Source organism: Arthrobacter sp. HMSC06H05 (assembly GCF_001807395.1).
Taxonomy (GTDB): Bacteria; Actinomycetota; Actinomycetes; order Actinomycetales; family Micrococcaceae; genus Pseudoglutamicibacter; species Pseudoglutamicibacter albus.
In genome coordinates this window covers 222,809-238,667 of record NZ_KV788977.1, presented here as the reverse complement: position 1 = coordinate 238,667, position 15,859 = coordinate 222,809, and the positions used below count along the sequence as shown (strand labels likewise).

The following is a 15,859-nucleotide window of genomic DNA, read 5'->3' as shown; positions in this document are numbered from 1 at the left end:
CTGTGCTCTATTCTTTAGCGCCGGCTGTCGATTCATGTGTCTGGAAACGGATCCGGGAAGATTCGACGTATTCAGGGTAGCTCTGGTTCCCCGGGTCCTTCATGGCAGGGCGGCGCACATGCATCCACAACTGCGTGCCATCCACGGTGGAAGGCTTGTCAGATTTCTTAGATTTATCGGATGCAGCTTTTTTCGAGTTGAGGTCCTTGACCTGATACAAGCACCAACCCGTGACTGGAGCCCCAGATTCAGGCGCGGACAACGGGGTGATATCGAAATCTTCGTATGCATCGACCTTGTTGAGATCTTCAGCATAGGCCGCAATGACCTGATGCGATACCCCCGGTACGTAGCTCGATGCGCGCGAGACCTGGATCCACGAACAGCTCGGTTCGTTCATCGTGGTCTCGCCTGGTGTCACCTCAACCTGCGCCAGGAGCCATCCCGTGCCTTTCGGCGGATCAGGTAGCCCTTGTGGGTTCACGAGAACCTGTTTGATAGTGAACGCGTGTTCAAGAACCGGGTCCTTGAGTGTATGCGCGCTCACGGGGGTGAGGTCTTTCGGCCACGCATCGAGCTCCTCGGAGGGTTCTTCGCTCGGTGTAGGGCTTGCCGATGTACTCGCAGACGTGGTCGGTGTCGGTTCAGCCGGTGCCGGGTTTTCCTGGGATCCGCACGCACCCAGGGCTGCCAAGGCAAGCAAACCCACCACGGTAGCGGTAGCTATCCGCGGTATGGGTTGGCTGGTGGGCGTTTCAAACATTGATGGCAGACCCCGTCGCTCTGGATTCCGTTGCCTTAGACCTTCGCGTTCAGCTTCGGCGGTTGCTGAGTTAGACGAGCGAAGCGGCTTCTTGACGTGCCGAACCGGTGTCGTCGATGTGGCTGAGGTGGGACGGGATCTCCCTGCCGGTGTTCTTCATGGCGCGAGCCCACAAACGCCCAGAACGGTAGGAGGAACGGACCAACGGCCCAGCCATGACGGCACCGAAACCGATCTCTTCTGCTTCTTCGCTGAGCTCAACGAACTCAGCAGGGGTGACCCACCGGTCTACCGGTAGGTGCAGCTGTGTTGGGCGCAGGTACTGGGTCAACGTGATGATGTCGGTGCCGGCCTCGTGCAGATCACGGAGGGCCTCAGAGATCTCTTCGCGGGTTTCACCCATACCGAGGATCAAGTTGGATTTGGTGATGAGCCCGCGGTCCTTGCCGTAACGGATCACGTCCATGGAACGCTCGTAGCGGAATGCGGGGCGGATGCGTTTGAAGATACGCGGCACGGTTTCTACATTGTGCGCATACACCTCAGGGCCGGATTCCACGATCTGATCGAGGGCGGCCGGCTCGCCGTTGAAGTCGGGGATAAGCAGTTCGATGCCGGTGTTCGGGTTCAGCTCATGAACCTTACGTACGGTTTCCGCATACAGCCATGCCCCGCCATCGTCGAGGTCGTCACGTGCCACACCGGTTACGGTCGCGTAGCGTAGCTGCATCTCACGGATCGACTCAGCGACTTTGAGCGGTTCGGTTGGGTCGAGCGGCTGTGGTTTGCCGGTGTCAATCTGGCAGAAATCACAACGCCGGGTACACTGCGAGCCGCCGATCAAAAACGATGCTTCGCGGTCTTCCCAGCATTCAAAAATATTAGGGCAACCGGCTTCCTCGCACACGGTGTGCAGGCCTTTAGCATGGACGTCTTTCTTGAGGCTCACGTATTCAGGGCCGATGTTGAGCTCGGCGCGGATCCACTCAGGCTTCCGGTCCACAGGGACAGCCGCGTTGCGTGCTTCGACGCGCAAAAGACGGCGGCCTTCTGGTGCTGGGGTGCTCATGCTTGAGTGTTCTCCTTGATGTTTTGCTGCTCAGATTCGTTCTCGGGTGTGGTAACCACGGGGGCAAGCTCCTCCAAGAGGTGCCCGCTTAAGGACTCAACCACATCGGCCACTTCGATGTTCCTGCCTGCCTGCAACGCCATCGTGGTGACTCCGGAATCCTGGATACCGCACGGAACAATCACATCGTAGGGGGCGAGGCTGTTGTTGACGTTGAGGGAGAGCCCATGCATCGAAACACCGTTATCGATGTGGAGGCCGATCGCGGCGATCTTCTCATCCTGTACGCCCTCTTTCAGCACCCAGACGCCCGCGCGTTGCTCGACGCGCTGGGCGGTGATCCCGAAATCAGCGACAGTCTTGATGATCGCTTCTTCCAACGCCCACACGAAGGATTTGATCGCGGCACGATCCCGTAGAGGAACGATCGGGTAGGCCACCAGCTGGCCGGGGCCATGCCACGTAATGAGACCGCCGCGGTCAACATCGACTACCGGGGTTCCGTCAGTGGGGCGATCGGAATCTTGTGTGCGGCGGCCCGCTGTGTACGTTGGCGGATGCTCCAGCATGATCACGGTCGGCTGAACATTCCCGGAAACTACCTCGTCATGGATCCGCTGCTGCAGACTCCACGCCTTCATATACTCCACGGCGTCTTTGCCATAACCGGGTTCCAACACGTTGATGCTCATGCTCTCCAGCATAATCCCCACGACCGCGCACACCGGAGTTAGGGGATAACGCCGGGGACTACGTGGCCTGTGAATAACGGAAAATCTGTGTCTAGACGCCCTACCTGTGGACAACCGAGCAGGGAAGGCGGGAAATGCTGCACACTGAATCCAGAACGTCCACGGATTGAGTTTTATGACGCGGAGAGTGAGGGCACCATGGCATACGAGCCCCAAGACCCAGACGCTCACGGTAGCGATCCCGAAGGCTGTGAGCCTGAAGCCACTGATTTTGAAGACTCAGAGCATGAGGATGCTCCACTGAGCCGGGATGACCCGTTCATGCGAGTCATTACAGGTTCTGATACCTCGCCGGATTTGAGCCGTGACATCCGCCAGTACCTTCGCTCAGGTGGGGAAGCGGATGTGCATTTTGAAAACTATGACGGCCTGCCGGCTGCCGTACGGAGGGGCAGAGCAACCGCCCAGCACGATATGCCGAGCCCTCCGGCGGCGTGGGATCACCCGCACCTGGTCAAGATTCTTTCCGACGCCGAAGATGTTTATCGTGAGGAGGCGCCAGCTGGGACGGCTGCTGAAGACACGCGGCGGCTCGTGATGGAAGCTGTCCCTGGAGGGTCAGCGGCTGATCTGATCGAGGCGCGAGGCTCGCTTCCGGTAGGGGAGGCGGTGACGTTGCTCGTGCCGATCGCCCAAGCCTTGACACACCTTCACGCGCACGGCGCGGTGCACGGAGATGTGAGCCCGCAGAACGTGATGTTCCGGGCCGACGGAGCCCCGGTTTTGATCGATCCGGGTAATGCACGTTCCCTCGGGGCGGCGCCTGCCAAAAGTTTCACTGAAGGGTTCGCACCAGCAGAGGAAGTAGCGGATCAAGCCCGCGACGTGTGGGGTTGGGGAGCTCTCGCCTGGTTCGTTGTGACAGGGGAGCCACCAGCTGCAGCCGAACACCGTGTTCCGTTGCCTCTCACGGTCAAGGGCATCGACGAACGCTTCGCGCAACTGATCGATGATTGCTTATCAGTTGATCCGCGCGAACGCCCAGCCGCAGAGGAACTTGCCCCGGAGGTTTTGGCTGTTCAAGAACCAGAGCCGTTGAACATTGACGAGGCTGTACGTGCCGAGGGGCGGGCCTTGATGCTGACTCAACACAGGCCTGGCAAACGCGCAGCTGGCGCCAGGCTTGGTTCGCGTTTACGTGGAGCGAAGATCACGCCAACCACGGCGATCATCGGGGTCGCAGCACTCGGAATGCTCACAGTTGCCGGACTCATGGTTTTCGCTGGCCCGCGTTCGCAGGATGCCGCGCAAGCTACGCAGACTACCGTAGCGAAGCCTGTAGCGAGCGCATCCAGCACCGAGGACGCGCCAGGCAAACAAGCCGGATCGAGTCAGCGTGCATCAGAGGATGAACGACTCACACGGGCCGATGTCGAAAAACAGCTTAAAGCACGGATGGCTGCGCTCAAGCAGCGTGACGTAGCGGCTTTAGACAAGGTCTATACCGTCAAGGCCGCCGGTTTGAAGAGTGATCGGCAGATGCTTGAGAAGATGCAAGCAGAGAAGCAGCGGTTTGCAGGTGTCGAGATGAAGCTGGAACGCGTGAGCATCGATACCAAGCAGAAGAAAGGCAAGCTTGCTTCAGCGGTTGTTGAAGTGAAGCTGAAGGCTCACTCGATAGAAACGGAGACTGGCCGCGTTGTTTCTCGCGAAGCAGGCCGTACGGATGTTCTTGATGTGGGCTTTAAACGCGTTGGCCGCAGCTGGAAGATAGAAACCATCGCAGCTGCGGCCAAGCCTAAAGGATAGCGGTTTAGCGGCCCAAGATAGCGAAGAAGATGGTGAGGAAGCCGAGGCCACCCACACCGTGGGCGAGCCCAGTTGGGACTTCCTGGCCCTTCTTTGCCTTGCCGTAGCCGATGAGTGCGCACACCAGGATGATTAGACCCAACAGGAACTTGATGCCGAACCACATGTGGTTGATCTGGCCGCCGATGGCCATTGTGGTGCCGAACATGCCAAGGCCGGTGACTACCTGGATGATCGCGCCGTAAACCTGCCACACGGTCACGGTTGCTGGCTTGAAATGAGTGAGCCAGCTACCAACAATCGCGGCCAGGCCAACCATGTGCAGCGCCAGGAGAATATCTTGCAGTACGTGCATGAAAAGGTCCTTGTCCAAGCGGGAGCTTAGGTAGAAATCTAGGAATGTGGGATCCGCGGTACATGGCTCCGGGGCCGCTACCTGACGGTTGCGGCCCCGGGATCATGTCAATACGCGGACGGCTAGCAGTCTTAGAGGCCGAGCTCTGACGCGAACTCTGCGTTCTCAAGCTGCGCCTTGACGGTCTGCAGGAAGCGACCCGCGTCAGCGCCGTCAACGAGTCGGTGATCGTAGGTCAACGACAAGTACATCATGTGGCGAATAGCGATCGCGTCATTGCCGTATTCGTCGGTGACAACGCGTGGACGCTTCTCGATAACACCGGTACCCAGGATTCCGACGTTTGGCTGGTTGATGATCGGGGTATCGAACAGCGCACCGACCGAACCGATGTTGGTGATCGAGAAGGTCGAACCAGCCAGGTCAGACGGGCTGAGCTTGTTGGTGCGTGCCTTCTCAGCGGATTCGGCGATCTTCTTAGCCACGCCGGCCAGCGACAAGTCGCCGGCGTCTGCGATGACCGGAACCAACAGGCCACGTTCGGTGTCCACAGCCATGCCGATGTGCTCGGCGTCGTGGTAGGTGATCTCCTGCTTCTCCTCGTCGTAGGAGGCGTTGAACGCAGGGATCTGGGTCAGAGCGTGCGTGACGGCCTTCGTGATGAACGGCAGGTAGGTCAGGTTGACGCCGTGGGTCTGCTGGAAGGAAGCCTTAGCCTGCTTGCGCAACTGCACGATACGGGTCATGTCGACTTCCTGGACCTGGGTCAGCTGGGTCGAGATGTCCAGCGACTCACGCATGCGGGAAGCGATGACCTGACGGATACGTGGCGCCTTGACGGTGGTGCCACGAACCTTGAGCGCCTCAGGCGAAGGAACATTCGAAGGTGCTTTCGCTGCAGAGCCGGAAGATGCCGAGCCAGCGGATGCAGCCGCCGAAGCTGCTGGCTGCGAAGCGGAGGCGGACTTCTGCTTCTCAATCGCTGCTTCAACATCCTGCTTGCGGATGCGGCCGCCAACGCCGGTACCTTCGATTGAGTTCAAGTCAACGCCGTTGTCGTTGGCGAGCTTGCGGACGATCGGGGTCACGTAGCCGGCAGCGGACTTATTAGCTGGTGCCGATGACGTTTCTTCCTTCGAAGCAGGCTCAGGCTGAGCCTCTTCCTGAGGTTCGTCTTTGGCCTCTGGCTTGGACTCTTCAGCTGCTTCTTCAGTAGCCTCGTCTGCCGAGGATTCTTCCTCAGCTGGTTCCTCGGAAGCTTCTTCCTTCGAATCATCGGAGGAGGAAGCGGAGCCGGAACCGACGACCGCCAGGACCTGGCCAACCTCGACGTCCTCGTCTTCTTCGACCTTGATCTCAAGCAAGGTGCCTGCCACAGGGGAAGGGACCTCGGTATCGACCTTGTCGGTGGAGACCTCGATGAGTGGCTCGTCAACGTCGACGGAGTCGCCGACTTCCTTGAGCCAACGGGTCACGGTGCCTTCGGTCACGGATTCGCCAAGCTCAGGGAGCTTGATCTCGGTCTTCTCGCCAGAATCCTCAGCCCCGGAATCCTTGGAACCAGAATCCTTGGAACCAGAATCCTCAGCCCCGGAATCCTCGTTGTCTTCAGCAGCGGAGTCTTCTTCAGCGGACTCTTCCTCTGCCGTGGATTCTTCGGCCTCCTCGGCGGAGTCTTCACCGGAATCGTCGGAGTCGCTATCGGAGCTACCTTCGCCATCGCCGATCACGACCAGCGGGGCGCCTACCTCGATGTCTTCGTCTTCATCAACGAGGATCTCCTGGATAACGCCAGCTACTGGCGATGGGATTTCGGTGTCGACCTTATCGGTGGAGACCTCCACCAACGGTTCGTCTACTTCGATGGAATCGCCGACGGATTTCAGCCAGCGGGTCACGGTTCCTTCGGTAACTGATTCGCCCAGTTCGGGCAGGTTCACGGTCTCAGACATCGGAACTCACTCCTGTTCTATGCCCCGCGAATTCTGCAACCGGCGGAGCTGTCTTGATCACGTTACCCAAGAAACTGTGATGTCCCCGGGCCGTCAATGGTTGTGGTGATAACGCTATACGTATAAGCCTAAGCCGCCGGTGAGCCCGAAAGCACGTGCGATGTCCTCTTGTGTTCGAGCTCACCGGCAACTATAGAGCGTAAGAGCTAGCCGTGGAGAGGCTTTCCGGCCAATGCCAGGGCAACCTCGCCCAGGGACTCGTTCTGGGTTGGGTGGGCGTGGACGAGGTGAGCGACGTCTTCTGGGTATGCTTCCCAGTTCACAATCAGCTGTGCCTCACCGATCTGTTCACCGAAGCGGCCACCGATGCCGGTCACACCCACGATAGGTCCTTCCTTGACGCGGATCATCTTCACGATGCCGCCGGTGCCGAGGATCGAGGACTTACCGTTGCCGGCGAGGTTGTATTCGGAAACCTCGATGTTGTCCTTACCGAACTTCTCTTCAGCCTTTGGCTGCGAGTAGCCAACAGACATGATCTGTGGCTCGCAGAAGGTGACCTTCGGGATGTTGATGTCTTCAACGATGATCGGGTTCTGGCCGGCGATCTCTTCGGCAACGAAGATGCCGTGCTGGTAGCCGCGGTGTGCCAGCTGGACGCCTGGGACGATGTCACCGATCGCGTAGATGTTACCGACCCCGGTGTGGAGGCGCTCGTTGGTGATCACGAAACCGCGGTCGACCTCGATGCCCTGTTCTTCGTAGCCGAAGCCTTCGGTGACAGGTGCGCGGCCAACAGCAACCAAAACGAGCTCTGCTTCGAGCGAGGTGCCGTCAGCGAGCTTGACGGTCGCCTTCTCGTCATCCTGGGTGACTTCTTCGAAGAAGACGCCGGTCTTGGACTTGATGCCCTTCTTCTTGAACTCGCGTTCAAGGACCTTGATGATCGCCGGGTCTTCGTTCGGTACCAGCGATGGCAGGCCCTCAACAACGGTCACGTCAACGCCGAAGGAGTTCCACATGGATGCGAACTCGACGCCGATCACGCCGCCGCCGAGTACGATCGCGGACTCCGGAAGGTAATCCATCTCGAGTGCCTCGGTGGAGGTGATGACGCGGCCGGTGATGTCAATGCCCATGGTCTTGGTTTTGGAACCGGTAGCCAGGACGATGTTCTTGCCCTTGTATTCGGTACCGTCCACAGTCACGGTGTCAGGGCCGGTGAGCTTACCTTCACCTTCGATGACCTCGATCTTGCGCATCTTGATCAGGCCGGACAAGCCACGGAACTTGCCCTGGACGATACCGTCCTTGTTCTTCTTGACGGTAGCCATGTCGATGGAGTCAAGAGTCGTGTTGACGCCGTACTTGGATGAGGTGCGGGCTTCGTCTGCGAGCTCTGCGGAGTGCAGGTACGCCTTGGTTGGGATACAGCCGGTGTGCAGGCAGGTGCCGCCCAGCTTGCTGCGCTCAACCAGGCCAACCTTCATGCCCAGCTGTGCTGAGCGAAGAGCTGCTGAGTAGCCGGCGGAACCTCCGCCGAGGACCAACACGTCAAATTCTGTCGTTGCCGATTCGGCCACGGAATGCTCCCTTAGGTCGGTGTTGAGATGCTTCTATTATGTTAGCCCCTGCGGCGATGTTTGTGGACAGAAGAGGGCCTGGCGGCCGGTGAAATAAGCCACGAGCCAATTTCGTGCCCTCACCTGGCCTTTCTCTGGCTAGGGGATGGCTGGGTGGGCCGCCAGGCCTCTCGTGTCCGTTGTTGGATTGCCCCAGCCGTGTGGGCTGCGGCGCTACGGGTTAGTTGTTGCCGAGGTTGGCCGCTACTTCAACAAGGGTGCGCAGCGCGTAGCCGGTTCCTTCCTTAGGCGTATGACCCCACGGTGCCTTGTTGTTGAAGGATGGACCGGCGATGTCGATGTGGCCCCAGGTTGGCTTGGAATCATCATCGTCCTTGGCGCCCACGAATTCGCGCAGGAACGCAGCTGCCTTGAGCATTCCGCCGTTGCGGTCCCCTGAGTTGCGCAGGTCTGCGGTGACTGAGTCGAGGTCCTTGCGGATCTCTTCTGGGATCGGCATGGTCCACAGCAGTTCGCCGGTGGACTCAGCAGCTGCCTCGATCGCGGAGGTCGCTTCCTCATCGCCCATGATGCCCGCGGTACGCTGCCCCAGAGCGACCAGCTGCGCGCCGGTCAAGGTAGCGATGTCCAGCAGCAGGTCTGGGTTTTCTTCCGAGGCCTTGGTCAGGCCATCGCCCAAGACAAGGCGGCCCTCGGCATCGGTGTTTGTGACCTCGACGGTGGTGCCTTTGTACATGGTCAGCACGTCACCTGGGCGGGTAGCGGAACCGGAAGGCATGTTCTCTGCCAGGCACAGCCAGCCGGTCACACGGGTTTCCAGGCCGAGCTCAGCAGCAGCCAAGACCGCATGCAGGGTAGTGGCCGCACCGGTCATGTCAGACTTCATCTCTTCCATACCTGGTGCTGGCTTGAGGGAGATGCCGCCGGTATCGAACGTGATGCCCTTACCCACGATCGCCAGGTGCTTAGCTTTCTTGGACGGCGTGTAGGAAACCTTGACCAGGCGCGGGCCACGCTCGGAGCCGCGGCCAACACCGATGATGCCTCCGAAACCCTCTTGGACGAGGCGTTTCTCATCCCACACCTCAACCTTGACCTTGGTGCCGGAGGCCTGCTCCTGAGCGTATTCGGAGAAAGTCTCCGGGAACAGGTCGGCGGGGGAGGTGTTGACGAGAGCACGGACCTGCTTGGCGTGGCGAGTCACGATAGCAGCACGCTCAACGATCTTCTTGACAGACTTATCGTTGGCCAGGCTCGTTGCGACAACAGCCTGCTCGAGCGGGTTGCCTTTAGCTGGCTTGGAAGACTTGTAGGCGCGGAAAGCCCACGAACCCAACGAGGCACCCTCAAGGGCGGCTGCCAGCAACTCCGGCTCTTCAGCAGGGAAACGCAACAGCGCCGTCTCACGCCCGGAAAGAGCGCGGGTCGCAACACCAGCCGCACGGCGCAGGTCCTCCGGTGTTGGGTCCGTCACAGAACCCAAACCAACAACAACCGCGAGCGAACCGTTATCGCCAGCACCCGGAACCTGGGCTACCTTGCCAGCATCAGCACTGAAAGCCAGCTCCTCAAGGGCCTGATCCAGACCCTCTGGAGCATCCCCCAGAACCACTGCCGCATCATTCTCGGCGCGAGCAACCCACACGGTCGCATCAGGTTTGAGGCCGGACTCGTCCGGGGCAATGACTGAAAGCGTGAAATCATCGATGGCGTGCACTGGTGTGAAATCTCCTTGTATGAATCGAGGAGGCCGAGAGATCTCGGCCACGAGTAGTAGCACGTGAATTGGGCCACTATCTCCAGCATATGCGCACCATGCACGCAGGTCGCGGGAACAAATGATGTTCCCGCTGTGTTATAGAAGCAGTAACGAATACCTCTCACGCGAGGGCACGGCACGGAAGGAGCGTCTCACCAAGGTGTTAGGAGATGACATCATCGATGTGCACGGCAGGGCACAACAACAGATAGCAGGGGCCAACCTGCCTGTTGTCGTCCTGGTAGATGGTGCCTTCGATGCCGGCTCCGGGGTGCGCATGATGCGCCGGACAATCCGTAGTGAAATGGATGTGACACCTCTAGCCGAATTCGACTCCGACCTCCTGATCGACCACCGCGCCCGCCGCCCCCACATCACCTTCGAAAACGGCACGTTCAAGGACTACCGGGCACCACGCCTCGGCGTCGACATCGTCACCGATGAACTCGGCAACCAAGCGATCCTGCTCTGCGGCTCCGAACCGGTGATCGCATGGGAACGCGTCGTGATGGCGGTGACCGACCTGCTGGAATCAGTCGGATCCAACGAAGTATCCGTCGTGCACTCGATGCCGCTACCAGTCCCACACACACGCCCAGTTGTGGTGCGCGAACACGGTGACTCAGGCGGGCTAGAAAGCGGGCCATTCAGGCTTCCCGCATCGTTTTCACACCTGCTTGAAACCCGGCTGACCGAACACGGCTTCAACGTCAAAGGCATGACCATCCAGGTCCCGCATTACATCGCTGAATCCGACTATCCGGCCGCCGCAGTAGCCGGCCTGGACGCCATCGCGGCCCACGCCGGGATCTCCGCGCCCAGCGAACAACTACGCGAACTAGGGCGCGCCGTAGACGCCCAAATCGAAGAACAACTACACAACAACACCGAGGCGACCACCATGATCGAAGGCCTCGAGAAACGCTACGACATGGAAACCCCACTGCTGCGTTCCTCCACCGCGCTCGCCGAAGACGAATCCGAACTACCGGATGGCGACCAGATCGCGGCTGCGGCGCAAAAGTATCTGAGCAACGTATCTGACGCTTTCGTTGAAGACGCAGAAACCCTGGATCAACTCGAAGCCGCGCCACAAACATCAGAAGCCGGGCCACACACCTCAGGCGAGCACTCGGACGTTGGAGGCCAGCACACGGCTGCTGCAGACGAGCACACGGATGTTACAGACCAGCAGGCGGGCGAGCAGGCTGATGATGAATAAGACGAGCCGTGGCGCATGGCTCGTGTGGGGCGTTGCTGTTTTCGCCTACATGGTTTCTGTCACGCAACGCACGTCTTTCGGTGTTGCGGGTTTGGACGCAACCGAGCGTTTCAACGCAACGGCTGCGGTGTTGGGTACGTTCGGCGTCGTGCAGTTGGTTGTGTACGCCGCGCTACAGATCCCGGTCGGCACGCTGGTGGACCGGTTCGGTTCGCGGTGGATGATCGCGATCGGCGCGGTACTCATGGCGGCTGGTCAGTTTGTTCTGGCGTTAGCCAACGATGTTGTGCAGGGCTATGTGGGGCGCGTTTTAGTGGGTGCCGGGGACGCGATGACATTTGTGTCCGTGATGCGTTTGGTGCCGGCCTGGTTTGCGCCACGTATGAACCCTGTGATGTCTCAACTGACGGGTACGTTGGGGCAAGTTGGTCAGCTGGTTTCCCTCTTTCCGGTCGCATTCCTTTTGGGTTGGCGTGGCTGGAGCACAACATTCGTTTCCCTGGCAGCGATGAGTGTTTTGGCGTGTGCGCTTACGGTCATCGCGGTGAGGGACTTTCCGGGAGGTAAGCGGCCGAGCCATTCCGGTGGGCAACGGTTGTCGCTTCTGAGCCAGATCAAGGCGGTAGCCGTGAGCCCGGGGACGTGGCTTGGGTTCTGGACACACTGGTTGGGCGCGTTTTCGATCAACGTGTTTCTGCTCGTATGGGGTTATCCATACTTGGTTTCCGGGATGGGGTATTCACCGGCGCAGGCGAGCACTGTGATGAGTATGTTCGTGTTTGTCGCGATGGTGTTCGGTCCTATCCTCGGTGTTCTGGTTGCCCGCTTCCTGTACCGGCGTTCGCTCATGGTCATCCTGATATCGATGGCAGGGTTGGCGTGCTGGGTCGCGTTGATTGTGTGGCCTGGCGGGGCGCCGCTGTGGATGAACTTCCTTGCCGCTTTCGTTTTGGCCTGCGGTGGCCCGGCATCGATGATCGCGTTCGACTTCACGCGCACGGAGAACCCTGCCCACGTTGCAGGAACGGCGACCGGCGTTGCGAACGTGGGCTCTTTCTCCGGTGGTCTTATCGCGATCGGCGGCGTGGGTTTTGTGCTCGATGCGGTGGCTGGCCACCCCGATGCCGCGGGGGCGGATGCCGGCGGTGCCCTCTATACGTTGGAAGGTTTCCAACTCGCGTTCACCGTGGTGCTGGCCATCTTTGTGATCGGGTATATCGGGTTCTTCATCTCTTTGCGCCTGGTACGGCGCCGCTACCCGGACTATGCGTCGCTGAGGCGAGTGTTCATGCAGCAAATACGCGCGCGCCGCCGGGTTAAATAACGTAAGGCTAGACGGCTCAGAGCTAGAGGCCACAGGTCTACCTAGCGGTGGCAAGGCTGAGATAGAAAGCCTCGCACCGGCTGGTTGCCGGGGGTTCGGGAATCCACACCCTCTTAATCCTCGGCTCGATATCCACTGTTTTATCGTGAGTTCACCACGGGTTTCGTAGACCGGCTGGAATCGGTCTATGAGTATTTCTGATCTTTCCCCAGAAGCACATGAAGGCGCAGGGCCACGTGAAGACAGCAGCGCTGGCCGCAGGCGCATCGGGCATTTCTGTCACCTGATACGCGGCGTTGAACAGCGCTGTGAGCAACAGCCGCATCACGCAGTGGTTTTGATCCTGACTGATGAACATGACGTCTGGACTTCAACCGTTCGGTGTGATGCGTGGACATTGCAAGACCTCGAACGGTGCGAACGCGTTGTGCAACAAAGCGCCTCCCAAGCCCACCGCATCATCATAGGGCTCTATGACACGGCAGCAGCGGGGCGCAGATGGGCTGAAGCCTGTGCACAGAGGTGGCCGAACATCGTGATGGCCTACGCGGTCGAAGAATCCCGGTGGTTCTCAAACAGCGCTCTTCAGGAAGGCGGACACTGGGCACCGCACTACGCGGCGGTGCGTTCCACGGAACCGGTCAACCATGCCACGGCACATTATTCAACCGCCGCCCGCGCCGCCCGCGCCGCCCGCGCCGTCAGCGTTGGCGGCGTGAAAGAGGCGTACGAGGTGCCTGAATGTGCGAAAGAGCTTTTCCGCGAGGCGTACCCGTGTGCGCAGCGGGAACGGGACCGCGCGCTCATGACCGGCATATGGCACATGGTGGATGTGTGGGAGTGGGTGCTCAAACAACATGAGATCCGCGAAACACAACCTGGGCCACACTCACACACGAGCGATCAATACGTTGGGGTGTGGACCCATTCACTCGTGCACGTGGTCGCCGCCGTATGCGCGCAGCTTGAAGTCACAACAGAGCGTGAACGCATGATCCAGCAGATCACGGTGCCGTGCAAACACGTATCCGAGGTCGAATACAGGGAGGTCTTCACGGGGCAGTGGGGCGGCCCGATGTCAGCTGATGGGCTTCGTGCCCACCGCTCCATCATCGAGTACGCATGCACGATGATCACGGCTACTGGCCGGGGCCCTCTAGCGATAGCACTCGCGATGCTGGCATGGATCGAATGGGCACTCGGGAACAGAAACAAAGCCATGCGAAACATCGAGGAGGCCCTTCGGTACGAAAGCCAGTTCACGAGCTTAGAAGAAACTCCGGAGCTGAGTACGTTTGTCCGCCACGTCAAAGAGGTGCTGGAAGCTAGGGCTTATCCGCGATGGATAGAAAGACCTCCAGGCGGGTGAGCGGGGCTCTCTTCCCGGTGCGAGGCGGGGCAGCGGCGAGTTGTGCAAAAATCTTTCGGGTCACGGGAACAAAAACGGTATAGCCGTGGTTGAACCTTAACGACCCTTCAGTTTCAGGGGCTATAACGCGGCTGAGCGTGCGCCAACTTACCTGGGACTTGACAGGGTCTTAGTAGCGTGAGCACCCCTTAGCCACGCACGAATCTTGCTGACCAGAAAGGGAACTCGTGCCAGCGAAGACCTCCTCGAAGTCAACGGACACCGCAACGGCGGAGCCAAAAGCCACTACGTCGAGCACGGCGAAGAAGACGCCAACTAAGAAGGCTGCTTCAACAAAGTCGACTGCGACGAAGGCGAGCGCAACCAAGACCGCAGCGACAAAGGCTTCTACCGCTAAGTCCGGTTCGTCCAAGACTGCAACGAAGAAGACGGCCGCAGCTAAGAGCACCGCGGCTAAGTCGAGCGCGGCAACGAAGACCACGGCAACAAAAAAGACGACGGCTACCAAGAAGACCGCCGCCAAGAGCACGGCTGCGAAGGCTACCGCTGCGGCTAAGAAGACCTCGACCGCCGCCAAGACCAAGGCCGCGGCAGCGAAAGCCGCCGAGGAAGCGGAAGAGACCGAAGAAGAAACGGCTAGCACCGCTAAGAAGACCACTGCCAAGAAAGCCACGGCCAAGAAGACTGCTACCCGTAAGCCGGCGGCTAAGAAGACGGCCGCCGCATCGGCTGCAAAGAAGTCCAAAGCTAAAGTTGAAGACGAAGAAGAACCGGACGAGTTCGTAGACGAAGACCTCGAAGATGAGGACGATGCCGTCGATGAGGATCACGACCTCGAAGACGACGTCGATGAGGAAGACGAGGACGCCGAGAAGGACGAGGCCGAGCAGCGTCACGGCCAGGAAAAGCAAGGCGAATCCAAGTCCGGGAAAAAAGAAAACGAAGAGTCTAAGGGCTTCACCCTCACCACCAGCGACGAAGACGACGCACCGCAACAGCAGGTTACCGTCGCCGGCGCGACCGCTGACCCGGTCAAGGACTACCTCAAACAGATCGGTAAAGTCGCGCTGCTGACCGCGGCGGAAGAAGTCGATCTCGCGTTGCGTATCGAGGCGGGCCTGTTTGCCCAACACAAGCTCGACGAAGCGAAAGAAAAAGGCAAGCGCATGGATAAGCGCCTGCGCTACGACTACGAACAGATTGTTCACGACGGCCGCATCGCCAAGAACCACCTGTTGGAGGCGAACCTGCGTCTCGTCGTATCGTTGGCCAAACGCTACACCGGCCGCGGCATGCTGTTCTTGGACCTCATCCAGGAAGGCAACCTCGGCTTGATCCGCGCAGTCGAGAAGTTCGACTACACCAAGGGCTTTAAGTTCTCGACTTACGCAACCTGGTGGATCCGTCAGGCGATCACCCGCGCTATGGCAGACCAGGCCCGCACCATCCGTATCCCCGTGCACATGGTTGAAGTCATCAACAAGCTCGCACGCGTGCAACGCCAGATGTTGCAGGACCTCGGCCGCGAACCGACCCCGGAAGAGCTCGCTAAAGAGCTCGACATGACCCCGGAACGCGTCGTTGAGGTTCAAAAATACGGTCGCGAACCGATCTCGCTACACACCCCGCTCGGCGAAGACGGCGATTCCGAATTCGGTGACCTCATCGAAGACTCCGAGGCGATCGTCCCAGCTGACGCCGTGTCGTTCACCCTCCTGCAGGAGCAGCTGCACACTGTGCTCGATACGTTGTCCGAGCGCGAAGCAGGGGTTGTGGCCATGCGCTTCGGCTTGACCGACGGCCAGCCGAAGACCCTTGATGAGATCGGCAAGGTCTATGGCGTGACCCGCGAACGCATCCGCCAGATCGAATCCAAGACGATGTCTAAGCTGCGCCACCCATCCCGCTCCCAGGTGCTACGCGACTACCTCGACTAGACACCAGAGGCAACGGGCGCAATAG

Annotated in this window: 12 protein-coding genes; 5 read left to right on the top strand and 7 right to left on the bottom strand. The window is 59.6% G+C overall.

Translation table 11 applies throughout. The features are described 5' to 3' along the window. Positions 1-7 precede the first annotated feature (7 nt). The 3 genes from HMPREF3160_RS03595 to lipB form a co-directional block, all read right to left on the bottom strand. Positions 8-763 (bottom strand): hypothetical protein, encoded by a 756-nt coding sequence (locus HMPREF3160_RS03595; RefSeq protein WP_141739808.1) that lies wholly within the window; start codon positions 761-763, stop codon positions 8-10. A 70-nt stretch (positions 764-833) separates the two neighbouring features. Beyond that, positions 834-1,832 carry a lipoyl synthase gene (gene lipA, locus HMPREF3160_RS03590; protein ID WP_035754501.1) on the bottom strand — a complete coding sequence of 333 codons (999 nt, stop codon included), beginning with the start codon at positions 1,830-1,832 and terminating at the stop codon, positions 834-836. Then, on the bottom strand, positions 1,829-2,536 hold the full coding sequence (gene lipB / locus HMPREF3160_RS03585) for a lipoyl(octanoyl) transferase LipB (RefSeq protein ID WP_256173888.1): 708 nt from the start codon (positions 2,534-2,536) through the stop codon (positions 1,829-1,831). The genes lipA and lipB overlap by 4 nt, the downstream gene beginning before the upstream one ends. A 186-nt stretch (positions 2,537-2,722) precedes the next feature. Between lipB and HMPREF3160_RS03580 the strand changes: the two genes are divergently transcribed. After that, entirely contained in the window at positions 2,723-4,333 is a 1,611-nt protein-coding gene (locus HMPREF3160_RS03580) for a protein kinase domain-containing protein (RefSeq protein ID WP_052048222.1), read from the top strand. Positions 4,334-4,337: 4 nt separating this feature from the next. Here HMPREF3160_RS03580 and HMPREF3160_RS03575 read toward each other — a convergent pair whose 3' ends face one another. The 4 genes from HMPREF3160_RS03575 to HMPREF3160_RS03560 form a co-directional block, all read right to left on the bottom strand. After that, positions 4,338-4,688 carry a hypothetical protein gene (locus HMPREF3160_RS03575; RefSeq protein WP_035754502.1) on the bottom strand — a complete coding sequence of 117 codons (351 nt, stop codon included), beginning with the start codon at positions 4,686-4,688 and terminating at the stop codon, positions 4,338-4,340. A 131-nt stretch (positions 4,689-4,819) separates the two neighbouring features. Continuing rightward, positions 4,820-6,640 carry a 2-oxoglutarate dehydrogenase, E2 component, dihydrolipoamide succinyltransferase gene (sucB, locus tag HMPREF3160_RS03570; RefSeq protein ID WP_070507094.1) on the bottom strand — a complete coding sequence of 607 codons (1,821 nt, stop codon included), beginning with the start codon at positions 6,638-6,640 and terminating at the stop codon, positions 4,820-4,822. Positions 6,641-6,846: 206 nt separating this feature from the next. Then, a complete protein-coding gene (gene lpdA / locus HMPREF3160_RS03565; RefSeq protein ID WP_035754504.1) occupies positions 6,847-8,223 on the bottom strand; it encodes a dihydrolipoyl dehydrogenase in 1,377 nt (458 codons plus the stop codon). A 220-nt stretch (positions 8,224-8,443) separates the two neighbouring features. After that, positions 8,444-9,940 (bottom strand): leucyl aminopeptidase, encoded by a 1,497-nt coding sequence (locus tag HMPREF3160_RS03560; RefSeq protein ID WP_035754505.1) that lies wholly within the window; start codon positions 9,938-9,940, stop codon positions 8,444-8,446. A 202-nt stretch (positions 9,941-10,142) separates the two neighbouring features. Between HMPREF3160_RS03560 and HMPREF3160_RS03555 the strand changes: the two genes are divergently transcribed. The 4 genes from HMPREF3160_RS03555 (at position 10,143) to HMPREF3160_RS03540 (ending at position 15,834) form a co-directional block, all read left to right on the top strand. Continuing rightward, entirely contained in the window at positions 10,143-11,204 is a 1,062-nt protein-coding gene (locus HMPREF3160_RS03555; RefSeq protein WP_070507092.1) for a PAC2 family protein, read from the top strand. After that, positions 11,194-12,528, top strand: coding sequence for an MFS transporter (locus tag HMPREF3160_RS03550; protein WP_176744691.1), 1,335 nt, complete (start codon positions 11,194-11,196; stop codon positions 12,526-12,528). Before HMPREF3160_RS03555 ends, HMPREF3160_RS03550 begins: the two co-directional genes overlap by 11 nt. Positions 12,529-12,715: 187 nt before the next feature. Further along, complete coding sequence (locus HMPREF3160_RS03545) at positions 12,716-13,897, top strand: hypothetical protein (protein ID WP_070490498.1); 1,182 nt, start codon at positions 12,716-12,718, stop codon at positions 13,895-13,897. Between the two features lie 227 nt (positions 13,898-14,124). Continuing rightward, positions 14,125-15,834: an RNA polymerase sigma factor gene (locus HMPREF3160_RS03540; protein WP_070490496.1), complete on the top strand. Its 1,710-nt coding sequence runs from the start codon at positions 14,125-14,127 to the stop codon at positions 15,832-15,834. Positions 15,835-15,859: the final 25 nt, after the last annotated feature.